At 63.2% G+C, this 25,764-nt stretch carries 21 protein-coding genes and 2 pseudogenes; 15 read left to right on the top strand and 8 right to left on the bottom strand.

The window, feature by feature from the left end; genetic code table 11:
• Positions 1 to 26: 26 nt before the first annotated feature.
• Positions 27 to 935, bottom strand: a complete 909-nt coding sequence (locus AAIH46_RS20210) for a LysR substrate-binding domain-containing protein (RefSeq protein ID WP_430307866.1) — start codon at positions 933 to 935, stop codon at positions 27 to 29.
• Between the two features lie 98 nt (positions 936 to 1,033).
• Between AAIH46_RS20210 and AAIH46_RS20205 the strand changes: the two genes are divergently transcribed.
• The 5 genes from AAIH46_RS20205 to AAIH46_RS20185 are packed head-to-tail and all read left to right on the top strand — an operon-like array spanning position 1,034 to position 6,275.
• The gene (locus AAIH46_RS20205) at positions 1,034 to 2,215 is read left to right on the top strand and encodes a trans-sulfuration enzyme family protein (protein WP_430307865.1); all 1,182 of its coding nucleotides are present in this window, start codon (positions 1,034 to 1,036) and stop codon (positions 2,213 to 2,215) included.
• Between the two features lie 40 nt (positions 2,216 to 2,255).
• Positions 2,256 to 3,272 (top strand): amino acid ABC transporter substrate-binding protein, encoded by a 1,017-nt coding sequence (locus tag AAIH46_RS20200; RefSeq protein ID WP_430307864.1) that lies wholly within the window; start codon positions 2,256 to 2,258, stop codon positions 3,270 to 3,272.
• Between the two features lie 14 nt (positions 3,273 to 3,286).
• Positions 3,287 to 4,438, top strand: a complete 1,152-nt coding sequence (locus tag AAIH46_RS20195; protein WP_430307863.1) for an amino acid ABC transporter permease — start codon at positions 3,287 to 3,289, stop codon at positions 4,436 to 4,438.
• Positions 4,435 to 5,532, top strand: coding sequence for an amino acid ABC transporter permease (locus AAIH46_RS20190; protein ID WP_430307862.1), 1,098 nt, complete (start codon positions 4,435 to 4,437; stop codon positions 5,530 to 5,532). The genes AAIH46_RS20195 and AAIH46_RS20190 overlap by 4 nt, the downstream gene beginning before the upstream one ends.
• Positions 5,529 to 6,275 carry an amino acid ABC transporter ATP-binding protein gene (locus tag AAIH46_RS20185; protein WP_430307861.1) on the top strand — a complete coding sequence of 249 codons (747 nt, stop codon included), beginning with the start codon at positions 5,529 to 5,531 and terminating at the stop codon, positions 6,273 to 6,275. The genes AAIH46_RS20190 and AAIH46_RS20185 overlap by 4 nt, the downstream gene beginning before the upstream one ends.
• Positions 6,276 to 6,402: 127 nt before the next feature.
• Here AAIH46_RS20185 and AAIH46_RS20180 read toward each other — a convergent pair whose 3' ends face one another.
• The gene (locus tag AAIH46_RS20180; protein ID WP_430307860.1) at positions 6,403 to 8,154 is read right to left on the bottom strand and encodes a hypothetical protein; all 1,752 of its coding nucleotides are present in this window, start codon (positions 8,152 to 8,154) and stop codon (positions 6,403 to 6,405) included.
• A 170-nt stretch (positions 8,155 to 8,324) separates the two neighbouring features.
• Between AAIH46_RS20180 and AAIH46_RS20175 the strand changes: the two genes are divergently transcribed.
• Entirely contained in the window at positions 8,325 to 9,056 is a 732-nt protein-coding gene (locus AAIH46_RS20175) for an FkbM family methyltransferase (protein WP_430307859.1), read from the top strand.
• A gap of 80 nt (positions 9,057 to 9,136) precedes the next feature.
• Positions 9,137 to 11,371 carry an HAD-IIIC family phosphatase gene (locus tag AAIH46_RS20170; RefSeq protein WP_430307858.1) on the top strand — a complete coding sequence of 745 codons (2,235 nt, stop codon included), beginning with the start codon at positions 9,137 to 9,139 and terminating at the stop codon, positions 11,369 to 11,371.
• 77 nt (positions 11,372 to 11,448) lie between these two features.
• On the opposite strand, the gene hydA is transcribed toward AAIH46_RS20170, so the two are convergent.
• From hydA to AAIH46_RS20145, 5 genes and pseudogenes are all read right to left on the bottom strand, one after another.
• Positions 11,449 to 12,864, bottom strand: coding sequence for a dihydropyrimidinase (hydA, locus tag AAIH46_RS20165; protein WP_430307857.1), 1,416 nt, complete (start codon positions 12,862 to 12,864; stop codon positions 11,449 to 11,451).
• Positions 12,865 to 12,891: 27 nt separating this feature from the next.
• On the bottom strand, positions 12,892 to 14,157 hold the full coding sequence (locus AAIH46_RS20160; RefSeq protein ID WP_430307856.1) for a cysteine desulfurase-like protein: 1,266 nt from the start codon (positions 14,155 to 14,157) through the stop codon (positions 12,892 to 12,894).
• A gap of 28 nt (positions 14,158 to 14,185) precedes the next feature.
• A complete protein-coding gene (locus AAIH46_RS20155) occupies positions 14,186 to 14,932 on the bottom strand; it encodes an amino acid ABC transporter ATP-binding protein (protein WP_430307855.1) in 747 nt (248 codons plus the stop codon).
• Positions 14,932 to 15,603, bottom strand: coding sequence for an amino acid ABC transporter permease (locus tag AAIH46_RS20150; protein ID WP_430307854.1), 672 nt, complete (start codon positions 15,601 to 15,603; stop codon positions 14,932 to 14,934). The genes AAIH46_RS20155 and AAIH46_RS20150 overlap by 1 nt, the downstream gene beginning before the upstream one ends.
• 66 nt (positions 15,604 to 15,669) lie before the next feature.
• Positions 15,670 to 16,450, bottom strand: a pseudogene (locus tag AAIH46_RS20145) (ABC transporter substrate-binding protein).
• A gap of 154 nt (positions 16,451 to 16,604) precedes the next feature.
• Between AAIH46_RS20145 and AAIH46_RS20140 the strand changes: the two are divergent.
• The 8 genes and pseudogenes from AAIH46_RS20140 to AAIH46_RS20105 all read left to right on the top strand — a co-directional run bounded on the left by AAIH46_RS20140 (position 16,605) and on the right by AAIH46_RS20105 (position 24,871).
• On the top strand, positions 16,605 to 17,303 hold the full coding sequence (locus AAIH46_RS20140; RefSeq protein WP_430307853.1) for a FadR/GntR family transcriptional regulator: 699 nt from the start codon (positions 16,605 to 16,607) through the stop codon (positions 17,301 to 17,303).
• Positions 17,304 to 17,636: 333 nt separating this feature from the next.
• Positions 17,637 to 18,992: an ABC transporter substrate-binding protein gene (locus AAIH46_RS20135; protein ID WP_430307852.1), complete on the top strand. Its 1,356-nt coding sequence runs from the start codon at positions 17,637 to 17,639 to the stop codon at positions 18,990 to 18,992.
• 59 nt (positions 18,993 to 19,051) lie between these two features.
• Positions 19,052 to 20,374 (top strand): carbohydrate ABC transporter permease, encoded by a 1,323-nt coding sequence (locus tag AAIH46_RS20130; RefSeq protein ID WP_430307851.1) that lies wholly within the window; start codon positions 19,052 to 19,054, stop codon positions 20,372 to 20,374.
• Between the two features lie 9 nt (positions 20,375 to 20,383).
• Positions 20,384 to 21,208 (top strand): carbohydrate ABC transporter permease, encoded by an 825-nt coding sequence (locus AAIH46_RS20125; RefSeq protein WP_430307850.1) that lies wholly within the window; start codon positions 20,384 to 20,386, stop codon positions 21,206 to 21,208.
• Complete coding sequence (locus AAIH46_RS20120; protein ID WP_430307849.1) at positions 21,208 to 22,263, top strand: ABC transporter ATP-binding protein; 1,056 nt, start codon at positions 21,208 to 21,210, stop codon at positions 22,261 to 22,263. Before AAIH46_RS20125 ends, AAIH46_RS20120 begins: the two co-directional genes overlap by 1 nt.
• Positions 22,264 to 22,277: 14 nt before the next feature.
• A pseudogene (locus AAIH46_RS20115) lies at positions 22,278 to 23,021 on the top strand (glycerophosphodiester phosphodiesterase); the annotation flags it as partial.
• Positions 23,013 to 24,026: a LacI family DNA-binding transcriptional regulator gene (locus AAIH46_RS20110; protein WP_430307949.1), complete on the top strand. Its 1,014-nt coding sequence runs from the start codon at positions 23,013 to 23,015 to the stop codon at positions 24,024 to 24,026. The pseudogene AAIH46_RS20115 and the gene AAIH46_RS20110, both read left to right, overlap by 9 nt.
• A complete protein-coding gene (locus AAIH46_RS20105; RefSeq protein ID WP_430307848.1) occupies positions 24,026 to 24,871 on the top strand; it encodes an inositol monophosphatase family protein in 846 nt (281 codons plus the stop codon). The genes AAIH46_RS20110 and AAIH46_RS20105 overlap by 1 nt, the downstream gene beginning before the upstream one ends.
• Here the strand turns inward: AAIH46_RS20105 and AAIH46_RS20100 are convergent.
• Positions 24,868 to 25,740 carry a glycerophosphodiester phosphodiesterase gene (locus tag AAIH46_RS20100; protein ID WP_430307847.1) on the bottom strand — a complete coding sequence of 291 codons (873 nt, stop codon included), beginning with the start codon at positions 25,738 to 25,740 and terminating at the stop codon, positions 24,868 to 24,870. The genes AAIH46_RS20105 and AAIH46_RS20100 overlap by 4 nt on opposite strands.
• Positions 25,741 to 25,764: the final 24 nt, after the last annotated feature.

Raw genomic sequence — 25,764 nt, 5'->3', positions numbered from 1 at the left:
GTTCGTGTGCCGGCCTGCTGGAAAGCTCATGCAACGGCCACCCGGTGGCGCGTATTGCGCACCTCGAACAGTGCCGCGACGAAAGCCCGCACCAGCCTCGCCTTCTGCATGTCAGGCCGGAACAGAAGGTAGCTCTTGAAGTAGACCGCCGGCTCGAAGGGCCGAAAAACCAGGCCGCGCTCTGAAAATCCATCGATCGACAGCGGGTTGACGATCCCGACGCCGACACCTTCGAGCGACAATGCGCAGGCGGTGATGGCGAAAGGCGTCTCGATGACGAGATTGGGCCTGGCCCCGACCTCACGGCAGAGCGCGTCGAATTTCAGCCGCGCTCGATCCTCGGGAGACAGCGCCACATAATCCACTCCATCGAAATCGGCGGGGCCGATGATCTTCTTCGCCGCAAGCGGGTGGCCGGGCGGAATGGCGCAGAGCGCTGGGAAGCTGCCAAACACCTGATGCTCGACGCCGGAAAGATCGACCTCATCGGCGGCCAGTCCCAAGTCGTATTCTCCGTCAACGACATGGTTGCGCACGGAGGCCGATGTCATGATGCTGAGCGTTATGATCGCCGACGGGAAGCTCTCCTTGAAGCGGCGTACGGCGCGCGGGACGATTGTCGAGCCTGCGGCGGCAAGGCTTGCGACGCGGATGTGCCCGGAGCCGAAGTCGCGGATACGCGCGGCCGACGAACGCAACCTGTCGAGACCGCGGAAGCTCGTCTCCACGTCGCGGTAGAAGATATCGGCTTCGGGCGTCGGAACGAGCCTGCCCTTCACGCGATCGAAAAGCGGAAAACCGACAGCCGCTTCCAGCTCTCCGATGAGCCGGCTGACAGCGGGCTGCGTGACACCCATCAGTTCCGCTGCCCTTGACGCCGTTCCCGAGATGATGACGGCCCTGAAGGCTTCGATCTGTCGGAAGTTCAATGCCATGTCCTATCAGGTTTACGCATGGACCTAGACGTTCTGGTCAATTGTCCTTCTACCATGCCCATGACAGGTTTTCTCTCGAAATCGAATGAGGGAATACCATGCGCGACCGGACGCTCTGCGTTAAACGACCTGAAGTCTCCCATGCAGGCTTCGCCAGCCTCGCCACCGCCACCTATCGGGCCTCCACCATCGTCTTCGACAGTGCGGAAGCCTATGCTAATCGTTCCAAGCGCGGCCCGGACGGCTACACCTACGGACTTCACGGCACGCCGACGTCCCGCACGCTCGAGGCCTCGATTACCGCTTTGGAACAGGGACTTCGAACGGTCCTGGTGCCATCCGGCCAGGCCGCCATCACGGTTGTCTTTCTGTCGGTGCTGATGCCCGGCGACACGGTTCTCATCCCCGACAGCGCCTACCCGCCGGTCGCCGGCTTCTGCGAAAACTACCTGAAGCCGCGCGGCATCTCCTACCGCATCTATGACCCGATGATCGGCTCGGGCATCGCCAGCCTCATCGACGAGACCGTCAAGCTGATCTGGACGGAATCGCCCGGCTCCACGACCATGGAGATCCAGGATATCCCCGCCATCGTCACGGCTGCAAAAGCGCGCGGCGTCCTGACCGGCTGCGACAACACCTGGGCAACACCGCTCTATTTCAAGCCGCTGGCCAACGACATGGACTTCTCGTCGATGGCGCTGACGAAATATGTCGGCGGCCATTCCGACCTGCTGATGGGTTCAATCGCGGTCAAGGACATCGCGCTCCACAAGAAGCTGAAGGACACCATGCGGATGATCGGCATGGGGGTTTCGCCGGACGACTGCGCGCTGGCGCTTCGCGGTATGGAAACCATGGGCGTCCGCATGGCCCATTCCGGTCGGGTCGCCTTGGACTTCGCTAGGAAGATCGCGGATCGCGTTGCACCGGAACTGGTGCTGCACCCCGCCCTCCCCGGAGCCGCCGGCCACGCATTCTTCCAGCGCGACTTTGCCGGTGCGAGCGGCGTCTTCAGCCTGGTCATCCCCCCACACGCCGAGGCCGCCCTCCCCGACCTTCTGACGGCGGCGCGGACCTTCTCGATCGGCGCCTCCTGGGGCGGCACCCACAGCCTGCTTGCGCCCATGACCATCACCCGCGTGACCGACCCTGATGCCCATGCCGGCACGATCCTGAGGATCAATGTCGGACTGGAGGATGAAGACGATCTCTGGGCCGACCTCAAGCCGATCGTCGAAGCGATCGCGACAGCGCCCGCCGTGGCGAAGACTGCCTGAACGACACCACCAAACAATCAATAACAAAGGGAACGACAACATGAAGAACTGGAAACTCGGCCTTGCGGCACTGGCCGCCGCGCTGGCCGCCACTGCGGCACATGCAGGACCAACGCTCGACAAGGTGAAGGAGAGAGGTCGCATCGTCTGCGGCGCAAGTCAGGGTACTGTTGGCTTCGGTTCGCCAGACGACAAGGGCCATTGGACCGGCCTCGATGTCGAAACCTGCCGTGCCGTTGCGGTGGCCGTCTTTGGCGACAAGGACAAGGTGGAGTTCGTCCCCTTGAGCGGTCAGCAGCGCATTCCGGCTCTACAGACCGGCGAAATCGACATCCTGCCGCGCACCCTCACATGGACACTGCAGCGCGACGCGAACGGCATCGATTTCACCACGCCGACCTATTACGAGTTCACCGGGTTTATGGTCGCCAAGGCCTCCGGCGTCACCAAGGTTGAGGAGATGACGGGCGCGTCCGTCTGCGTTCAGACAGGCTCCACCACCGAGGTCGTCGTCAACGACGTCTCAAGCAAGCTTAACCTGAAGCTCAATCCCGTTGTGTTCGACAACGTCGCCGCAACCCGCCAGGCCTTCTTCTCCGGTCGCTGCGACGCCCTCATCACCGATGCAGCGGCCCTTGCTTCCGTTCGCGCGACGCAGTCGGACAAGCCTGCAGACTACATCATTTTCCCGGCGACTAAGTATATGGATGCCCTGACGCCGGCCGTGCGCCACGGCGACGACAACTGGATGGACATCGTCAACTGGTCGATCCAGGCGCTGCTCAATGCGGAGCTCTACGGCATTACGCAGGCCAACATCGACGGGATGATGACCTCGGACGACCCGCGGGTGAAGCGCTTCCTCGGCGTCGAACCCGGCAACGGCAAGGCACTGGGGCTCGACGACAAGTTTGCCTACAACATCGTCAAGCAGCTTGGTAACTACGGCGAGATGTTCGACCGCAACCTGGGTGCCGGCAGTGCGCTCAAGATCGAGCGTGGTCCCAACAGGCTGTTTTCCGATGGCGGGCTGATGTTCCCGATGGCCTTCCAATAGGTCTGGAGCCGATCATGATCTCCGCTGTTCTCGACAACAGACGGTTCAGAAGCTGGGGTGGGCAGATCCTTCTGCTGGGCGGCTTTGCCGCCCTCCTCACCTGGCTTGTGAGCAACACCGTCACGAACCTCGATGCCCGCGGGATCAAGGTCGGTTTCGACTTCCTCTGGCGGCGTGCCAATTTTCCGATCTCCGAAAGCGTCCTGCCCTACGACCCTTCCGATACTTTCCTGTGGGCCTATGTGACGGGCGTCGGCAACACGCTGGTCATATCGATCCTTGCAATTATTCTGTCGACGGCGCTCGGCCTGCTCGTCGGGCTGGCGCGACGGTCGAAGCATCCGCTGACCGCGGGCGTCGCCGGCGTCTTCGTCACCACCATGCGCAACATGCCGCTGATCGTCCACCTGCTGTTCTGGTACGCGCTTGCGACCACGGCGCTGCCGGCACCGCGTGAAGCTTACAACCCGCTGCCCGGCGTCTTCCTGTCACTGCGAGGCTTCTACATTCCCGCGGTCGAACTGGACACCTTTGACTGGTCCGTCGTCGGCCTCGTTATCGCGGCGGCCTGGGGCGCCTGGCGCCTGCGACACCGCATCATCGGCACCGGCCACTGGCCTGACCGCCATCCCGTCCTGGCGCTTTCGGCGCTGGCGGCTGCCGTTGCCCTCGGCGCGGTGCTCTTTCTCCAGCCAGGTGCCGCCGTCAGCTTTCCCGAAATGCGCGGCTTCAACTTCACGGGCGGGCTGCGCCTTTCGCCGGAATTTGCGGCCCTCATGCTCGGCCTGGTGATCTACACCTCCGCCTTCATTGGCGAGATCATCCGCGGCGGCATCGACGCGGTCTCGATCGGACAATGGGAGGCCGGCCGCGCGATCGGACTGTCGGAGCGGCAGACGCTCACCACGATCATCATCCCGCAGGCGCTGCGGATCATCATTCCCCCGATGACGTCGCAGTATCTCTCGACCGTCAAGAACACCACGCTCGCGCTTGCCGTCGGATATCCGGAGCTCGGCCTCGTCGTCGGCACGGTGATCAACCAGACCGGCCAGGCGATCGAGAGCATCGCGCTGCTGCTCGGCATCTTCCTGACCATCAGCATTGCCGTGTCGCTGTTCATGAACTGGTACAATGCGCATGTCGCATTGGTGGAGGCACGATGACCGTGATCGACATCGCCCCGACGGTTGCCCACATCGCACCGTCCGCTCCGCCAAGGCCACCGCGCAAACCGATCCTGCAGCTCTTCTTCGGTGATCTGGTGGCATCGGTTCTCACCGTCACCACAGGGGTCCTGCTGATCCTGCTGATCCCGGCTCTGAACTGGGCCGTCCTGGATGCGGTATGGTCGACCGACGATCCTTCAACCTGCCGCAACGGTGGCGCCTGCTGGGCCTTCATCGCGGCAAAATTCCGCTTCATCATCTTCGGCGTTTATCCGCCGGACGAGCAATGGCGGCCGCTTCTGGTCATGGGCCTGATCCTGGTGATGATCCTCGCCTCCCTGTCCCCGAAGCTCTGGGGCCCGAGACTGATCCTGGCCTGGATCGCATCCGTCGCCGTCATGCTCACCCTGATGTGGGGCGGCGTCCTCGGGATGACCTCCGTACCCACCTCAAGCTGGGGCGGACTGCCGGTGACGCTGCTGCTCGCCTTGCTGTCGCTCGGCCTCGGCTTCCCGTTCGCGGTCTTTCTGGCGCTCGGAAGACGCTCCTCGCTGCCGATCCCGCGCCTGCTGTCCCTGATGACGATCGAGCTGGTGCGCGGCCTGCCGCTGGTGGGGCTGCTGTTCGTGGCCTCCATCCTGCTGCCGCTGCTTCTGCCGGCCGGCTGGTCAATCGACAAGCTGGGCCGTACCCTGGCGGCGCTGACGGTATTTGCCGCCGCCTATCTTGCCGAGGTGATCCGCGGCGGGCTGCAGGGTGTTCCAGCCGGCCAGATCGAGGCCGCCAAGGCCCTGGGCATCCCCGGCTGGAAGGCGGTATGGCACATCGTCCTCCCGCAGGCGCTCCAGAAGGTCATTCCGCCTCTGACCAACACGGCGATCGTGATGGTCAAGAACACCAGCCTCGTCCTGATCGTCGGCGTCTTCGACATGCTGAGCGCCGCGCGCGTGGCCGCCACCGATCCGCTATGGCCTGCGCCCTATGTGGAAAGCTACGTTTTCGTCGCCTTGATCTACTTCCTGATCTGCTTCGGCATATCCAACTACAGCCGCTGGCTCGAAATCCGCGTGCAATCCCGGAGCTACCGATGACCGCCCATGACCTGAATGCCATTGAAGTCGCAGCCCTCGACAAATGGTACGGCAGCTTTCACGTGCTGAGGAACATCGACCTCACGGTCGCGACAGGAGAGCGCATCGTCGTCTGCGGCCCCTCGGGCTCGGGCAAGTCGACCCTCATCCGCTGCATCAACCGGCTGGAGGAACACCAGCGGGGCAGCATTTCCGTCAACGGCATCAAGCTCGGCGACAGCGTCAAGAACCTCGACGCGATCCGCCGTGAGGTCGGCATGGTGTTCCAGCACTTCAACCTCTTCCCGCACCTGACCGTCAAGGAGAATTGCGCCCTGCCGCAGATCCTGGCGCGCGGCAAGCGGCGGCGGGACGCCGAGGAGATGGCCATGCATTTCCTCGGAAAAGTGTGCATCCCGGAACAGGCCGACAAGTATCCCGGCCAGTTGTCCGGAGGGCAGCAGCAGCGCGTGGCGATTGCCAGGGCCCTTTGCATGACGCCGAAGATCATGCTGTTCGACGAGCCCACTTCGGCGCTCGATCCTGAGATGGTGAAAGAGGTGCTCGACACCATGGTGACGCTCGCCGACGAGGGCATGACGATGATCGTCGTCACCCATGAAATGGGCTTTGCCCGCCGGGTCGCCGATCGCGTCGTCTTCATGGAGGCGGGTCAGGTCATCGAGATCAACGAGCCGACGGCATTCTTCGATGCTCCCGAGCAGGAGAGCACGAGACGCTTTCTGACGAACATCATGCACTGAGGGCCGCTTATGCGAGGCGGGCGTTCGATCTGACAAAGGGGCAGCGATTGGGGGCGATCATCGCGCCATCCAGAGCCTTCTGATGAAGCTGCGATGCCGGGCCTCACCCGGCCATTCGCCATAGTTCCTACTCCGCCGCGATCAGGTTGGTGCGCGCTAGGTTCTTTCCCTGCTCAGACCAGATTGGCTGGAGCTTCATCACCTGCTCCGGCAATTGCGCCACGATGCCTTCCGCCGCCGCCTGCAGGGTGTCGATCGAGGGCATCTCCTTCGGCGGCAGGACGCCGTCGAGATCGACGAGGAATTCGCCGAAGAGGTTGCGCGACAGGGTGATGATCCGCTGCATCAGGGGGCCGAACTCGTTCGGCTGCGTGACGATCCTCAAGCCCTGATGGTCAAAGACCGCAGCCGCGGCCGACCCGTCGAGCGAGGCATTGAGCGCTTCGATGAACAGCCGGTACCCCATGAAGTCCTTGAGGAGGAGGAAGTCCAGCGCGGCGGGGTTTCGTGCAGCGACCGGGTCGGCGACGAGGATGCACGGACGCAAACGGCCGCGAAGGTCGAGACGGTCCACCAGCGAATTGAGGGATTGTCCGGTGCCGACCATGTCGACGAGAAGATTGCGCTCGCCCATGTTCGATCGAAGATAGGCCTCGAATTCCTCCCTGCCGTCGTGGCAGAGCGTCCGCGATATCTTCAGGTAGCGGGCATGCGGCATGCCGGTGCGGGCAAAATGGCTGGACACCAGCATTTCATGCCAGAGGTTGCAGTCCCTGGCGCAGGTGAGGATCCGGTCGGCCTCGAAGGTTGCAGCAAGCTGCCTGATCCACAATGATCCCAGGATCATCAGCGGGATGTTGATCGAGGCCTGCGCCTTCAAGGCGTTGGCGATCTGCGGCTCCCGGTGATGGATGCCGAGCCTCAGGCGCCGCACGGCGTGCGCATAGGCCGACAACCCCGCCTGGTGCAGAATAGTCTCGGTCGCGCTCCACTTCGAGATGCTCACATACATCGGCTGGATGCCGACTTCCGAGGCGCCGACGACGTCCGCATGCAGGTTGTCGCCGTAGTGGCAGCGGATGGCATGCTTGGCCATCACATCCGGCCAGATCTTGCGCTGGTGCTTCCCGTAATTGCTGAGGTAGAGCTCGTTCTCCAGCCCGCACTTCTCCTTGAGGATCCGCTGGACGAACTCATAGGGCAGGTACATGTCGGAAATGATGATGTCGCCCGGGTTGACGAAGGCAACCACCTCCTGGATCGGGAAGAGCGTGTCCCACTCCTCTTCCAGTTCCATCATGCACAACATGCCGGCGGTCGCCTCGGTCACCAAACCTTCGGCGACCAATGATGCGTAGATGTCGTCGAGGCCGTAGTCCTGCCGCCCGAAGATCGACATCTCGACCAGGTGACGGCGCTCGGCAAAGCCCGCGACCCCCGACTTCACCTCCACCGCCCGAAAAACCTCCAGCGGATCGTAGCATCGCCGTGCGACCAGCGTATCGAACAGGTCGAAACTCTGGATCTTGCCATGGTCGTCCGAAGCGTTTTCGCGCAGGACATGGGTGGACCGCGGATCCCCCTCGTTCGGCAGCGGACCGCAATAGGTTCCGGCAAGCTGCAGCCTGCCTCCCTCGGCGAGGCGCGTCTTCATCACGCAGGTCGGCCGGCCGTTGTGATCGAGGATACGAACGGTCTCGCCGTCAATATCCCAGAACCGTTCGTTCGGATGCGAGTAACCTGCGACCGAACCGCTCGCATGAAACAGGAACGTCCGGGAAACCGTGATGTCGTGCGGTTCGATGACGAAGTCGAAGGTTCTCGAAGTAAGCCACTCGCGCGTCGGCGCTGGAGGGCTGATTGCGACAACGGCGTTCATTGGACGTTCCCCAGATTGATGGCAAGAATGCTAGCCGGTTAAACTTGCGTCGGCCTGTATCGCCGGCGCCAGTACGTGCGCGCTGCATAGCTTCGCACCAGTTTCGACGCCTATCTTCTTCGTCATTGCACGGCGAAAACTTGACCGTGCGCACCGGAGCGCAAACAACGATGACGATCGCCCAGAGAGCAGGCTTCCCCAATCCTTTCATCACACTGGAATGCCAGTCGCATGGGATCGACGCCGCGCCCATTCCGACGCATGTGTACGAGACGTTCGCGCAATGCAATGAGGACCTGATCGTCGAGGCCGTGCTGCGTGCCAACCTTTCGCGCGCCGGCCGGTCGATGGACACCGTCCGCTATATCGAGATCGGCGCCAACCATCCGTTCCAGACGAATTCGACCTACCTGCTCTACAAGATCTACGGCGCACAGGGTGTTCTCGTCGAGCCGATCCCGGCGCTGGCGCAGGTTCTGCAGGCGAAGAGGCCGCGCGACACGGTGGTCAACTGCGCAGTGAGCACCTCGACAGTCGCCACCGTCGACCTGCATGTTCATGAGAAGAACGAACTGTCGTCGGTGTCTGCCGATCACATCTCGCGCTTCAAGAACCTCGGCGGTTCGGACGGCATCCTCGAGACGATCACCTGCACCAACATGCACGTCAACGATTTCATGCGCGCCTATTACGGCCCGTACTGCGACTATCTGTCGGTCGACGTCGAAGGCCTGGATGCGGCACTGCTCACCGAGATGGACAGGGTTTTCCAGCCGACGATCATCCAGTGCGAGCACGAGGGCCGCGTCGAAGAGTTCGACAAGATCCTGCGGCCGCGCGGCTATGGTCTGCTGGCCCAGACCGACGTCAACGTCATCTTCCTGAAGTCGACGGTTCTCTGACACGAACAAAGGGTCTCGCCGTTCGATCTCGAGCCGGACGCGGTCGAGGTCGGCGGCGAAGCGCTAGAGGAGCGCTCGCATTGAAGATCGGCTACGACAGCAGAATTCTACCCATCGATGGCGGTCGCCCCGAGTTCGCGTTGATCTTCGTGCATGGAAGTCATGCCGAGGACCTGACGCCCAGGAAACTGGCGGAGCGATGGGGTCCGCATATGGCGACCACGCTGTTTGCCATGCCGGTGTTCAACGGCATCGGCGGGCCGCCTGAGGGCGCGTCGCTTGAGAGCCCTCCCGGAGCATGGCCGGCCGGCAGTCTCGAACCCGCCTGCGCCGCGCTCGGCCGGTACGTGGACCAGATCTGCGAGGAATATGGTCTCTCGCCCGACCGCGTGACGATCGCCGGCCTGATGGAAGGCGCCACGCTTGCATTTCGCTACGGTCTGGAGACGGAGAACGGTCCTGGATCCATCGTCGGCTTCGGCGGCAACCTCACCGGACTTGCGATCACGAAGGAGACGGTGAAAAGCCGTCCCGCCGTTCTCCTCGTCCACGGGGAAACGGATGGCGTCGTTCTTCCGGCCGCCTTTCTGCAAGGCTACACGATGCTCGCCGAGGCCGGGATCCCCGTCACCACCTGCTTCCGGCCGCAGGTGGGCAGGGTCGTCGACGGCGTGGGTGCCGACGCGACGATGTTCTTCCTGAGGGGTATGCAATCGACGAAGCCGCCTGTCATCATCCCCCGGGACGCGGCACCGAATGTCGAAAAATCCGTCAAGCTGGTGATCTGGGATCTCGACGACACCTTGTGGAGCGGGACACTCGATGACGAGGATGCGCTGGTTCTCTACGATAGACGGGTCGAAGCGCTCCGACGGCTCAACCGATCGGGCGTGGTGTCGGCCATCTGCTCGAAGAACGACTTTGTGACGGCGCGCCGGAAGCTGGAGGAGTTGGGGCTGTGGGACGAGTTCGTGTTTCCGCGGATAGGTTTCGTTCCGAAGGGGCCGGCACTGCGGTCCTTGATCACGGACATGCAGCTGAAGGCAAAGAACTGCGTCTTCATCGATGACAACGACGTCAACATTGCCGAGGCGAAAGCCGCCCTTCCCGACCTGTTCGTGGTCGACGCGAAGTCTCCCGACTGCGACGCGTTCCTGGAACGGCTGGTCGACGCGCATGCTCATGTTCAAAAGTCACGGGTCGAGGAATATCGAAGCCTCGAAAGCCGGGTGACGGAGAGCCGCAGCTTCGACGGCGACCGGGAGAACTTCCTCAAAGGCTGCGACATCCATGTGGCGATCGCCAGCAGCGCCGATCTTGTCGATTTCGCACCGCGCATCGAGGAGCTCATCAACCGCACCAATCAGCTCAACTACCTGAAGACCCGGGTTCAACCGGGCTCTATGGTCGACTTCGTCTCGGAGCCGTCCCTGCGAGAGGGCTTTGCTCTCTTCGCCTGGGACAAGTTCGGCTACCACGGTCTGGTGGGCTTCATCGCCGGCGATGTCCGGACCGGGACCCTGCTCCACATGGCGTTCTCGTGCCGCATCATGCACATGGGCATCGAGAACGTTCTGCTGCACCGCGCCTTCCAGCGGTTTCCCAGTCTGCAGGTGCCGGCGAGCGTGCCCGTCGTGCCAGAGATACCCGACTGGATCACCGTCGATCACTTCGCACACCCTGACGTGCGGGCGCGCATACTTGCCGAGGAGAAGAGCCTCGGCCCGGACACGCGCGACGTCCGGATCCGTTTCATGGCCAACTGCCAGTCGGGCGTGTTCAGCCATTTCTCCGGGCTTCGCGACGTCGCGGAGGTGGACAGCCATCCGAGGATCTTCGTGATGTCGCTGGTGCTGGACAAGTCGTACCGACAGCAGAATTTCCCGCCGGCCGTCGTCCACTATATCGGCTCCGACTTCTACGACATCATGTGGCCGGCGGAGCTGCGGCACAGGCTGGACAGCGAAGTCTACGAGCAGTGCGTCACGGAATTCTGCGACTATCTGAAAGCGATGGGGCGACGGCTGCTGGTGATCGGAAACCCGCGCGGTACCGAGGTCAACCATGACCACGTCATCCGAGGCGTTACACGCGAACGGATGAACGCCTTCAACGACATCTGGAGACGCATGGCCGCCCACCGGACTGAGGTCGATTACCTCGACGTCGACGGCTTCGTCGGTCCAGACAGGATGGCCGATTGCGTACACTTCAGGGTGGATGCAAGCCGCGACATCGCCGAGCGTATCCGCCAGTGGCATGACGATCTGCCGGAGAGCGTCTTCATGACCGGCCCGCTCCTCGAAACGGCCTGAAAGGCGAACCGGACCGACCAGGGTCGAACCGCCCATTTTCGTCCCGAAGCGCGCCGCGGCATGCGGCGTTCTTCCTGTCAGAACGAGCGGTTCGCCACCAGCGAAGATCGCTCGCGGGACAGGTAGGTCCCGCCGGCTTCGTGCGCCGCGACTGCGGCTTTGCCGACTATCGTCGTTCCGCGCAGCAGCACACGGACCGGCCAACCCTGAACCTCAAGCCCCTCATAGGGCGTGTAGTCAGCGCCGTGCTGCAGCAGGTCGTTGGTCAGCGTCACCCGGCTGTTGGGATCCCACAGCGCCAGGTCGGCATCGGCGCCGATAGCGATCGTTCCCTTGCGCGGATAGAGCCCGTAGAGCCTGGCATGGTTGGTCGATGTCATCGCGACGAACTGGTTTACGGTAATCCGGCCCTTCATCACGCCTTCGGAAAACAGGATAGGCAGGCGGGTCGCAACACCCGGTATGCCGTTCGGGATCCAGCGGAAGTTTCGCTTGCCCTTGTCGTTCAGCTTGCCCTGTGGATCATCGAAGCGGAAGGGGCAGTGGTCGGACGAAAACAGGTCGAAGACCCCCTGCTCCAGCCCTTCCCAGCAGGCCTCCTGGCTCTCCTTGTCGCGCGGCGGCGGCGAGCAGACATATTTGGCGCCTTCCATCGCCTCCTGGTCGAGATCGTCGGCGGTCAGCATCAGGTATTGCGGACATGTCTCGCCGGCGATCTTCTGGCCGCGCTGGCGCGCCCGGCGGATCTCCTCCATCGCCTCGCGGTTGGACACGTGCACGATGACGATCGGCACATCGACGATCTCGGCCAGCGACAGTGCCCGGTGCGTGGCCTCACGCTCGGCGGCGATGGGACGCGTCGTGGCATGCGCTTTTGGCGAGAGCTTGCCCTCCTCCTCGTGCCGGCCGATGAGATAGCGGATGGCGTCCTCGTTCTCGCAGTGGACCATCACCAGGGCGCCGGTGCGCCGTGCGGCATCAAGCGTCGCCAGGATCTCGTCGTCGCGCAGCCGTAAGCCGTCATAGGTCATGAACACCTTCAGCGACGTGTAGCCGTCCTCCACCAGCGCCGGCAGTTCCTGGCCGAGAACGTCGGGCGTCGGATCGGTGACCACCAGGTGGAAGGCGACGTCCACATGGCATTTGCCGTCGGCCTTGGCGTGATAGACCTTGAGCGCCTCGCGCAGCGTCTGGCCCTTTTCCTGCATGCAGAACGCCAGAACGGTGGTGTTGCCACCGACCGCCGCCGAGCGGGTGCCGCTGTCGAAATCATCGGCCATGACGATGCCGTTGCCGGACGGCTGATCGAGATGCACATGGCTGTCGATACCGCCGGGCAGCACGAGAAGACCCGTCGCGTCGATCACCTCGTCGGCATCGGTGAGCTCGGCCGCCAATGCCGCGATCTGGCCGTCCTTGATGCCGATATCACTGACGAAGGTGTCGCTTGCCGTTACCACCGTGCCGTTGCGGATGACCGTGTCGAAGCGCATCGTCTCTTCCTTTGTCCAGGTTGCCGGTTAGCTGGCCTTGGCGAGACCGGTCTCGCCCGAGAGGATGGTGTCGAGGGCGGCGGTGAAGCGATCCACCTCCTCCACCGTGTTATAGTGCACCATCGATACCCGCAGCATGCCGCCATCGTCGGTCACGCCGAGATATTCGGCGAGCCGCCGCGAATGGAAGTCGCCGAACCGCATGGCGATCTTCTGCGCATCCATCGCCACGCAAAGATCGCCCGCCTGACGGCCGTCGAAGCGGAAGGCAATGGTCGGAACGCGGCTGCCGTCGCGATTGTAAGCCTGGCCGACGATCTGGCAGTCGTTGCGCGACCGTAGGTACCCGAGCAACCGTTCGGTCAGCAGGTTTTCCTGAGCCGTGATGGCGGTGAATGCCGCCTCGATCTTTTGGCGGATCGATCCGGTCTCGCCGGCCTGTTCGCCAAGCGTCGCCAGGTAGTCGACGATCCCGCAGGTGGAGTAGGCAAGCTCATAGTTCGGATTGCCCGGCTCCAGCTTGCCCGGCACTTTGTCCTTGCCGTAAAAGTAATGGTAGAGCGTGTCGAGTTCGAGCAGCAGGTCGTACTTGCCATACATAAGCGCGTAGTGGGGGCCGTAGGTCTTGTAGAGGCTGAAGACATAGTAGTCGGCATCAAAGGCCTGCACGTCGACCGCCCGGTGCGGCGCATAGGCCACCGCGTCGACGCAGATCTTGGCGCCGCGGGCATGGACGAAATCGGCGATCTCGCGGATCGGGTTGATCGAGCCGAGGATGTTGGAGACGTGCGTGACGCAGACCAGCTTCGTGCGCTCGCTCATCAGCGGGACGAGATCGTCAAGCTCCAGCGTCAGGCTGTCCTTGTTGAGCGGCCAGATCTTCAGGACGACGCCGCGCTCCTGCAACCTGTCCCAGGGACCGATATTGGATTCGTGATCGGCAACCGTGACGATGATCTCGTCGCCCGGCGACAGCTGGCTCTGCATGGCGCGCGCGAGGTTCTGCAGCAGGGCCGTGGTCGAGTTGCCGAAGACGATCTCTTCCGGGCGGCTGGCGTTGACCAGATGCATGGCGGCGGTGCGCGCTTCGTAGAGTGCAGCGGCTGCCGCCTGCGACACCGCATAGGAGCCGCCGATCTGCACGTTCTTCTCGATCAGGAAGGTATTGATACGCTCCACCGCACCCTTGAGGATCTGCGAGCCGCCGGCATTGTCGAAAAAGGTCCAGCCGCGGGAAAGCCCGGGAAACTGGCTGCGCACGTAGTCCAGGTTGAGCGGCGCCGTGTTGGTCATGCTAATCGTCCTTCGAATTCTAAAGTATTCAGTGATCGAGAACGGCGCGCAGGAAGCCCCGCGTCCGATCTTCCTTGGGCGCATCGAACACCTCTGTAGGCGTACCCGCTTCCACCAGCCGTCCGCCATCCATGAAGATGACCCGGTCAGCGACCTGGCGGGCAAAGCCCATCTCGTGTGTCACGACCACCATGGTCACGCCGGTGCCGGCGAGTTTGCGCATGACGTCGAGGACTTCGCCGACCATTTCCGGATCGAGCGAGGAGGTCGGCTCGTCAAAGAGCAGCACTTTCGGCTCCATCCCGAGCGTCCGGGCGATCGCCACCCTTTGCTGCTGACCGCCGGACAGTTGCTCCGGATACTTTTCCGCCTGCTCGGCGATGCCGACGCGTGCCAGCAGTTCGCGCGACTTGCGCTCGGCCTCGGCCGGCGTCGTGCCGCGCACCCGCATGGGAGCGAGCATGACGTTCTTCAGCACGGTCATGTGGGGGAAGAGGTTGAACGACTGGAAGACCATGCCGACCTCGGCACGCACCCTGGCAAGTGCCGGGCCGGGTTCCACGCGGATGCCGTCGACGATGATGCGGCTCTCCGGTGTCGCCGCTTCGAGATGGTTGATGCAGCGGATCAGTGTCGACTTTCCCGACCCCGACGGTCCGATGACGCACACAACTTCGCCCTCGGCGATATCCAGATCGATGCCGTGCAGCACGGTGAAGGTGCCATAGGCCTTGGTCAGGCCGCGGATGGAGATGAGCGGTTGAGGCCTGTCCATCAGCGTCTCCCCCGGCTGAAGTGTTTTTCAAGCCGCTGCACTACCGCAACCATCGGCCAGAGCAGGATGACGTAGATGAGCGCGGCGCCGATCAGCGGCGTCGGGTTGGCGGATAACGCCTGCGCCTGCGTCGCCTGCTTCAACAGGTCCGGCATGGCGACGACCGAGGCGAGCGCCGTATCCTTCAACACGTTGATGCAGTTGTTGGTGAGCGGTGGAATGACGATGCGTATCGCCTGCGGCAGGATCACATCGACCATCGTGTGCCTGCTGGACAGGCCAAGCGCCGCCGAGGCCTCGAACTGGCCATGCGGGATCGCCTCGATGCCGGCGCGGAAGATTTCGGCCGTGTAGGCAGCCGAGACAAGCGACAGCGCGGTTACCGCCGACAAGAAGGGAGACAGCCGGATGCCGACGAAGGGCAGGGCGTAATAGACGACGATCAGCAGCACCAGCAGCGGAATGGAGCGGAACACATCGATGTAGATGCGGATGAGAGCCTGGGCGAATCTGGTCGCATACATGCGCGCCACGGCGAGAAACAGACCGCCGACAAGTCCGCAGACGATACTGACGGCACCGATCTGCAGCGTCACCACGAGGCCGCGCAGCAATTGCGGGAGACTTTCGAGAAACACGTCGAGATTGAAGAAGGTATTGATCAGGTTCATGCCGGTGAGGCTCCCTTTGGCAGGCCGGCGGGAAGGGGCCACCGCCCCGCCGGCTGCGAGACAGCCTTACTTGGCTTTCGGCATGTCCATGACCATGACGGTCGAGGTCGTGGCTTCAGCCTTCGCACCGAACCAGGTCTCGTGAAGCTTGGCGAGGTAGCCTGATCACGTCATTCACCTGGGCTGCCAGCGGATCACCCTTGTTGAACATGATCGAGTATTTCTCACCGGTCGGGATGCGCTCGACCACCTTCAACTCGGGCTTGTCCTTGACGTAGTAGAGGAGGGCCGGGATGTCGGAAATGTAGCCGTCGATGCGGCCGGCGACCAGATCGAGCATGGCCGGCTGCAGGCCCTCGAACTTGCGGATCTCGCCAAGCTTGTAGTCGCCCTTATGGGCTTCGGCCCACATGTCTCCCGTCGAGCCGGTATCGACGCCGACAACCTTGCCGCTCATCGCCTTCAGCCCGTCGATGCCGGATTTCGCCGTTGCCGTCAGCGACTGGTCGCTGTCATAGTAGGGCTGGGCGAAGCTGACGGAGGCAAGGCGCTTTTCGGTGATGGTGATCGACGAGACGGCCATGTTGATGCGGCCGGATTGCACGGCGGGGAAGAGGCCGGCGAACGGCGTGTTGACGAATTCGACCGTCTTGCCGAGGCGCTTGGCGACTTCATTGACGAGGTCGACCTCGAAGCCGACGGTCTTGCCGCTGGCATCCTGGAACTCCCAGGGCACGTTGCCGATGTTGGCGCCGACGGTCAGGTCGGCCGATTGCGCGGCGGCGGCACCCAGCAGCGCCATCAGGCCGGACAGGAGTGTTGTCTTGAAGGTGTTGGAGCGTGTCATGAGAGTTCCCCTTGTTATTTGAACATGACTCAATCTACAGTGGCCTGACTGGTCAGACCAGTCAGGCCAAACAAGCATGTGGCTTCCATCTTGGCAATGGGCGTGGAAAAAATAGATCGGCCGCTGCGGTCCCGCAGCCTGATTGGAAATCTCGATGTTAAGCAAGACGCTCGTACCGCAATCGGTGGCCCGCGAAATCCAGACGATGATCCGCAGCGGCGTGCTGAAGGCCGGTGAAAAGATCCCCTCGCAGCGGGAGTTCTCGCAGACCCTCGGCGTCAGTCGGGCGTCGCTGCGGGAGGCGCTGCTGACCCTCGAAACGCTCGGCCTGCTGAAGACCGAGATGGGACGGGGCACCTTTGTCGCAACGCCTGCCGAGGGCGAAAGCCAGAGCGGCGCGCACATGGCGCCGTGGCGCTATTCCGACAGCTACTCAGTCTTCGACGTCTTCCAGACCCGCATCCTGCTCGAGGGCGAGATCGCCCGGCTTTCCGCGGGTCGGCTGACCCAGCTGCAGCTCGAGAAGATGGAGAAGGCGACGCAGACCATGGAGGAATGCTGGGCCGGCCAGGATCTTCTCGACAATGTCGAGGCCGACCTGGAATTTCACGGCATCATCGTCTCGGCATGCTCCAATGCGATGCTCAGGGCGCTCTACCAGAACGTCCGTGACCAGGTGACGGAAACGCAGCGCCAGCCGATACCCATCACCGATCCGCAGCGGATGCGCGATTCCATTGCCGAGCATCGGCGGATCATCGCGGCGCTGAGCGAAAACGACGCCGCGCTCGCCCGTCGGGAGATGGAAGGCCACATCCGCAATACCGCCCGTTGCGCCGGACTGCAGCCCTGATCGCATCCGATCGGACGTGCCGGCGATAGCCGCCCATATTGCGGCGATTCTTCATACCGTTTGCTCGCTTGGCACCGCCGCTGGCTTTGGTTTCGCTAGGGGAAGGCCCGCGGCCGCCCATGTGGCTCGGATTGCACGCCATCCAGGTCCTGCTGCACCCCTCCAGGAAACGCCCGAATGACAAAATGTACACGTGTGCATTTTGTCATTCGGCTGTTGTGAAGCGGCTCTAGGGTCCGCCCTGTTCAGGATCAACTCGTTGCTTTTCGGACCGGGCGTGCTGCTCTCACCAAGGTCGACGAAATGCAGGATCGCTCTTCGGGGGACCACACCATGACCGTACTTCCGCGCCTCAAATCCGTCGTGCTGGCATCAATGCTGCTGGCATCCACCGCCGTCCTTGCCGAGGCGAGAGACGTCACCATCTCAGTCTGGGCCGGCGGCACCGGACCGACCAACAACTACCGCATCGAAGCCATCAAGATGGCTGCCGACCTCGTCGAGCGCGAAGCCGCCATTCGCGGCGAAGATCTCAAGATTACCGTGGATGGACAGGCCTGGAACGGCTGGGACGATTTCAAGCAGGCCGTAACGCTGGCGGCCGAATCCAAGAAGGCGCCGAACATCATCGTCACCGGCCACGAGGACATCGGCCCATGGTCGCAGTCGGGCCTGTTGCGCCCGATCCAGGATTACGTCGATTTCGGCGCATGGCCGCTCAACCAGCTCTATCCGAACCTCATCGCTGTCTCATCCTACGACGGCCGCATCTGGGGCATCCCGCAGGATGCCGAGGCGCGCGCATTCTACTTCTCGCGCAGCCACCTCAAGGCGATCGGCTATTCGGAAACCGATATCGATGCGCTTCCGGGCAAGGTCGAGCGCGGCGAATACACGCTCTACTCGATGCTCGACGACGCCAAGAAGATGCAGGACGCCAAGGTGGTCGAGCCGGGCAAGGGCTTCATGCCGCGGCCCAACAACGGCACCGACTACTGGCAGTTCTACCAGAGCTTCGGCGGCGAACTGGCGGACGCCGAATCCGGCAAGCTGGTGCTCGACCGAACGGCGCTGACCGGCATGTACCAGTTCTTTGCCGATGCCGTCGCCAAGGGCGTCGTGCCGGCCACCTATCTCGGCATGACCTGGGACACCTGGCACCAGGCCGTCGCCGGCGACAAGGCCGGCATCACCCATGGCGGCACTTGGCACAAGGCCGAATGGGAAGCCAAGTGGGGCATGAAGGACTTCTTCGGCCAGATGCAGTACAGCCTCGTGCCGGCCGGCAACGACAAAGGCCGCGCCAACACGATCACCCATCCGCTCGTCTACCTGCTGTCCACCGGCGGCACCGACGAGGATGCGACGCTTGCAGCCGAACTGATCACCATCGCATCGGAGCCGCACATCAACGCGCTGCACGCGGTGAAATCGGGCCACCTGGCGATCGGCTCGGCCGAGGCCGGCATTCCACTCTATGCCAATGACCGCTGGACGACGATCGCCACCGAAAGCCTGCTGCCGCACGCCAACGCGATCCCCAACAACAGCGATTTCGGCGTCTACTGGAAGGCGATGTACAAGGGGCTCGAAGCCTCCTGGACGAAGACCTCTTCCGTCGCCGACGCCGTCAAGGCGGTCGAAGCGGAAGTGCGTGCCGCACTTGGCGACAAGATCATCATCCGCTGATCATCCCTCGACCGGGCGGAGCTTCTCCGCCCGGTCTCTCCTGCCATATCCGGTGTCCCATGCGCATCTTCAGCTCTCTCAGGGCAAACCTGCTCGGCCTTGCCTTCATGGCGCCGGCGCTCGTGCTGCTGTTCGGCTTCTTCTTCCTGCCGGCGATCCTCACCAGCGTCTTTGCCTTCACCAATATGAGCACCGCGACCGGCATCACCGGCGGCTCCTACGTCGTCACCGGCAACCTGTTGCGCGCCCTGGGCGAAGAAGGCCTCGATCGCAGAACCCTGGACAGGCTCGGCCAGTCGATCTACCGGATCGACGGTGCCGGCCTCGACAGGGCGCGCGTGGCCAAGGTCGATCCCAAGCTGATCTTGGAGATCGACGAGCGGTTGAACGGTCGATCCTTCTCCAGCGCGACCGACTTCGAGAAGGAATTGAAAGCCCTGCCGTCGCGTCCGAGCAGGATCCGCGACCTCAAGATCGCCGCAGCGTCGTTCGAGCAGTCGGTCCTCAACCAGCGCTACGCGGGCCGCGCCGACATGAATGCCGCCCTGTCGACGATGCTGCCTGACGCGCCTGCGGCCACAGTCGCAAGAATCGCCGATGCCAGCTATACGGGCTGGACCTGGACGAGCGAGAACTTCACCCATCTGGCATCGACGCCGGACACCTGGAGGATCGTCGCCAACACCGTCTTCTACGTGGCGGTGACCCTCGCCTTCAACGTGCTGGTCGGCCTGTTCCTGGCGATCACCACCTTCTATCTGCCGCCCACGGGCGCCGGATTTTTCAGCGTGCTGTGGCTTCTGCCGCGCATCACGCCAGTGGTTCTCTACACCGTGCTGTGGAAGTGGATGACCTGGGAAGACGGCTTCCTCTTCAACGTCGCCAGCCATCTGGGCCTGCCCGCCTTCAACTACATGAAGGGGTCGGTGGAGAGCGCCTGGACCGTGGTCATCCTGGTCAACGGCTTCGTCGGCGCCTCGTTCGGCATGATCCTGTTTTCCGGCGCCTTGAAGGCCATCCCAAGCCAGCAGCTGTGGGCGAGCGAGGTCGATGGCGCCAGTCGATGGCAGCAGATCCGCTACATCATCCTGCCGCAGATGCGCTGGCCGATCCTGTTCGTCACCAGCTACCAGACGCTGTCGCTTCTGTCCTCCTACCAGGAGATCTGGCTGACCACCAATGGCGGGCCCGGCAGCACGACGACGGTCTGGGCACTGGAAGCCTTCAAGACCGCGCTCAACAACTATACCGGCAATCTGCAATACGGACTGGGTGCCGCCATGGCGCTGGTGCTCGTCGCCGTCGGGCTGCTGCTCTCCGTCGTCTACCTGCGTCTGTTCCGCTTCGACGACATGATGTCGAAGCCCAAGATCGAATTCTGAGGAACGGCCATGACACGCAACTTCGCAGCCTGGCCGGTTATCCTGCTGCTCACCATGCTGAGCCTGCCGCTGGCAATCATGTACCTGTTCCTGGTCGTCGACACGTTCAGCAACACGGCCCCAGGATCGATCCTGCCCAACGCCCTCACCCTTGAGCACTGGCGGTTCCTGATCGACCCGACGATCACCGGCGATGTCTGGAAGCCGACGCTGACCACCTTTCTGTTTGCCGTCAGCATGGCGGTGATCGTCGTCAGCGTCTCGGCGACAGCCGGTTATGCGCTCTCGCGTCTGGCCCTGCCGTTCCGCCGCTTCGTACTTTCCGGCATCATGGTCATGCATGCCTTCCCTTCCGTCACCCTCATCATCGGCGTCTTCCTCGTGCTGCAGTTCGCCGGCCTCTACAACTCGCTGATCGGCGTCATCCTGGTAAAGTCGAGCCTGATGCTGCCGTTCGGGATCTGGATCATGAAGGGCTTCTACGATGCCGTGCCGTGGGAGATCGAAATGGCCGGCGTACAGGATGGGGCATCCCGTTTCACCGTCTGGCGGCGACTGATCCTGCCGCAGGTCAAACCGGGCCTCCTGTCGCTGGCCATCTTCGCCTTTATCGACGGCTGGAGCGAGTACATGCTGCCGCGGATCCTTGCGCCATCGGCGGATTTCGAAGTCCTGTCGATGTATCTCAACACCGTCTCCGATCCCAATTCCAGCACCTACAACTTCAACATCTTCAAGTCGGTCGGGCTGTTCTATACGCTCCCGGTTCTGGCGCTCTTCGTGCTGTTCCAGAACCGGCTGATGAACATCTTCGGCGGAGGCACCAAGGGCTAATGCAGATCTCCATCCGCAATTTCACCAAGACGTTCGACGACACACCGGTCATCGACAACATGAACCTGACGATCGAAGACGGCGAAATGCTGGCGCTTCTGGGGCCGTCCGGCTGTGGCAAATCAACGACGCTGTTCACGATCTGCGGCATCCACCGCATGAATGGCGGCCGCATCCTGTTCGGCGATCGCGACGTCAGCCATCTGCCGAGCCAGAAACGCAATGTCGGTGTGGTGTTTCAGAACTATGCCCTCTACCCGCATCTGAGCATATTCGAGAACATCGCCTTCCCGCTGACCGTCCGTCGCGACAGCAGGGCGGACATCGACCGCGCCGTGCGGGCGATCGCCGAGCTGACGCATATTTCCGAGCTGCTGGAGCGTCGCCCGGGCCAGCTGTCTGGCGGCCAGCAGCAGCGTGTCGCCTTGGCACGCGCCCTGGTGCGCAGGCCGGACGTGCTGTTGCTCGACGAGCCGCTTGCTAACCTCGACGCCAAGCTTCGGCTGGAGATGCGCTCCGAGATCCGTCGCATCCAGCGGGAAACCGGCATTACCGCCGTGCTCGTCACCCACGATCAGGTCGAGGCAATGTCGATGTGCGACCGCATCGCCATCATGAAGAAGGGCGAGATCGTCCAGATCGCTACGCCGTCGGACATGTATCGGAACCCGCGCACCGCCTTCGTTGCCGGCTTCCTCGGCAACCCGCCGATCTCCTTCCTCAAGGGCGTCGCAAACGAGGGTGCATTTACGATGACACCACTTGGCCTGCGTATTCCGCTGGTGGCCCTGGACGGGATCGCCGACGGCACCGCTCTGACGCTCGGCGTTCGGCCGGAGGATTTTGGCCCCCAGGGCAACGTGGCGATCGAGGGAACGGTGACGTTTGCCGAGACGCAAGGGCGTGAAAACCTCTATGACGTGACATTGGCGGACGGCTCGGTGCTGCGTTCGATCCAGCCCTCCGGGCGAACTGTGGCAGTCGGCGACAGCGTTCGCTGGCATATCGACAGCAAGGCCGTGTTCGTGTTTGCCGAGGATGGCGAGAGGCTTTGACCAGGGCGAGCGAAATGGCCGGAACGCAACGTGATCTTTCAGCCTTCTTCAGCCGTTTCGGCTGGCCGGAGAACCGCCGCCTGCCGTTCTGCATTGCCCATCGCGGCGCGAGCGGTCACGCGGTGGAGAACACGCTCATTGCCTTCCGGCGCGCTGCCGAACTGGGCGCCGAGATGTGGGAGATCGACACGCAGCTGACCGCCGACGGTGTGGTCGTCGTCTCGCATGACGATCACCTTGAGCGCGCGTTCGGTGCCGATCTGCATATCTCGCAGCTGAGCTTTGAGCAGCTGCGAGAGGCGGTGCCCGAGGTGCCGAGCTTTGACGAGGTAGCAACGCTCGCCCTCCAGACCAGCTGCGGCCTCTATGTGGAGTTGAAGCGCGCCGGAACCGGTCCGCTGTGCTGGCGCCACCTTCAGGCGATGGGACAGCGGTTTGCCTGTTTCGGCTCGTTCGACGTGAAGCAGGTGCGAGAACTGCGCGACCTGGGCTGTGATTATCCCCTGTCGGTGCTGGTTCGGGTCGGTGCCGATCCGCATGGACTGGGCGATGAAGCGGGCGCCGATATCCTGCATCTGTGCTGGGAACGCGCCGGTGACACGCCACAGCAACTGGTGACCGACGACCTGCTGAAGCAGGTCTTCTCGCAGGGCCGGGAGGTCGTTCTCTGGCATGAGGAGCGGCCCGACGTTCTGGCGCAGATCATGGTGCTGCCGGTCCTCGGCATCTGCACCAATCTGCCGGATTTGATGCAACCCAGGCAAACCGGTTCCCTTGAGCGTCCGGCGAGGCGGGTTACCTCGCACGATGTCGCGCGTGCTGCCGGCGTGTCGCGTGCCGCGGTGTCGCGCACCTTCACCCCCGATGCCAGCGTCTCCGAAAAGACCCGCGAGAAGGTTCATCAGGCGGCGAGGGATCTCGGCTACCGGGTGAATTACCTCGCCCGCGGCCTCACCAACAAGCGGTCCGATTTCGTCGGACTTGTCGCCGCCGGGCTCGATAACCCGTTCCGCACCCAGCAGCTCGAGCATCTGGCCCGGGCGCTGATCGCCCGCAACTACCGGCCCATCCTGCTGCCGACCTCGAAGGAAGCCGACAGCGCCACGGTCATCGGGCAGCTGCTGCACTATGCGGTCTCGGGGGTCATCGTGACTTCCGACGCGCCGCCATCGCACATCTGCGAGGAATGCGCCGCCGAGGGCGTGCCGATCGTGCTCATCAACAAGGGCGAGGACTATCCCTTCGTCGATCGCGTCGTCTGCGACGACCGCAATTCGGGCTACCTCGCAGCCGATCACCTCGTGCAGGCGGGCGCTCGGAGGCTGGCGGTGGTCGCTGGCACGGCAATATCCTATTCGTCGCGCCGTCGTGCCGAGGCGTTCCGGGCACGCTGTGCGGCAAGCGGCATCGATGGAGCGCTCGTGCCGGTGGCACAGAACGACTACCGCTGCGGGCGCGAGGTCGTGCCGACCCTGCTCGACCTCGGCATCGACGGCATCTTTTCCGTCAACGACTACATGGCCTGCGGCGTTCTGGATGGCCTCAGCGATGCCGGCCGGCGCGACGGCTCGGTCCGGGTGATCGGCCACGATGACATCCCCCAGGCGGCCTGGGGTGCCTACGACCTGACCACTTTCCTGCAGCCCTGCGATATCCAGGCCGAGCAGGTCATCGATCTCCTGACAACCCGAATTTCCGATCCGGAGGCCGTCGCCCGTGTGGAATTCACACCGACAACCTTTATCAACAGAAGAAGTGCCTGATGACATTCGCATTCGATACTGCCGCACTGCGTCAGCGTGCCCAACTTGCAATCGCCGTGGCCCGAAGGGTCGGACGGGACGCCGCCGCCTTCAGAGCCGATGCCGGCAGCGAGGAGCTGGCTGTCGAAAACAAGGGCCTGCAGGATTTCGTCACCGTCGCCGACAAGCGTGCCGAACAGACGATCCGCGCTGCGCTTCAGGAAAGCTTCCCAGACGATGCCTTCATGGGCGAGGAGGGCGGCAGCGCCCGCCCTCAGACGGCGCGGACCGATACCCCTCCCGGTACCTGGGTCGTCGATCCGATCGACGGCACCACCAATTTCATCCGCGGCTTCCGCCACTGGGGCGTGTCTATCGCATTCGTTTCCGGCAAGGACATCCTGGTCGGCGTGATCTATGACGCGACGCGTGATGTGGTGTTCAGCGCGATAAGCGGCGAGGGGGCCCTGCGCGACGGCAAGCCGATCAGAGCCGCGAGGACCACGGACCCGGCCCGCGGCATCGCCATTCTCGGTCACTCGCGGCGGACCGATTTCGAGGATTACCTCGCGGTATCCCGCCGCCTCTTTGACACCGGGATGGACTATCGCCGCATGGGTGCCGCGGCCATCGGCCTTGTCCGGGTCGCGGAAGGCGTGGCGGATCTCTACTACGAACGCCATCTGTCACCCTGGGACGTGCTGGCCGGGGCGGTCATCGCCCGCGAGGCTGGCGCTCAAGTCGCCATTCCACCGGTCGAAAGGCTTCTCGCCGAGGGTGGGCCAGTCTTTGCCTGCGCGCCGGGGCTGGCGCAGGCACTGTCATTCCTGGTCGAGACGGAAAGAGAGGCGTTCGAGCCGGCCTAGATTACGGGCGCGGCCGAGCCGCTGCGCTGCAGCCAGGCGCGCTCCATGGCGGGCGCTCCGTCGGTGGTGATCTGGTCTGGTCGCAACGCCATCAGCGCTGAGAATTCCGCCCACTCCGGATCGGTGAAGCCCGCCTCCGGAGCTTGCAGATTGTAGGTCCACGCGTCGACGACCTTTCCGTGCCGATGGCAGAGCCCGATCAGGTCGAGACCGTTTTTGGCTGCGTGGAGCAGCAATTGCCACGACAGATAGATGGTTTCGGGCTCGGTCGGACCTCCAACATCGGCCACGAGCTCGCACTCGACAGCGGCCCATCCATCCTGGCGCTGGATCTCGACCAGCTTGTCTGTAGGATCGATACCGCGCTTCAGATCGGGCATGCATTGCCTGAGCGCGATAATTAGCGGAAGGTCGGAGCCACTGACGATAAGCCGGCTAAGGGATCCACTGAAGTAGTCTCTGAGGTGATCGATGCCGCGTTCGCCGATGCGGTCGAGACCGTCCTTCATGTCGAACTGCAGCAGGGCGTCCGGATGCGCGTCGGCGATCAGCCCGGCAAGCTCCTCGCTCAGCATGGCAGGGTTTGCGCCGTCGAGCATCATCAAGCCATCGAAGTCTCCGGCGACCGTCTCCCGAACCGGGCCGCGACCGGTAGTCTCGCCCTCGAGCACCTCGTCATGCAGGACCGCGAATCCGCCGTCGGCACGCACCCGCAGATCGATTTCCATCGATGCCCCGAGCTTGAAACCGTCAGCCATGACGGCCGGCGAGAACAGCGGATCGCCCGGGTGGCGGCGAAGGCGATGCCACTTGAGGCGGGTTTGAAAATCCTGGTGTCGGATGAAAAGGCCGGAGTTTGAAGGCGTCATGATATCTGCACTGTCCGATCGGAG

It is taken from the genome of Rhizobium sp. 0TCS1.26, from assembly GCF_050455525.1.
GTDB lineage: Bacteria > Pseudomonadota > Alphaproteobacteria > Rhizobiales > Rhizobiaceae > Neorhizobium.
This window is presented reverse-complemented; position numbering and strand designations above follow the sequence as displayed.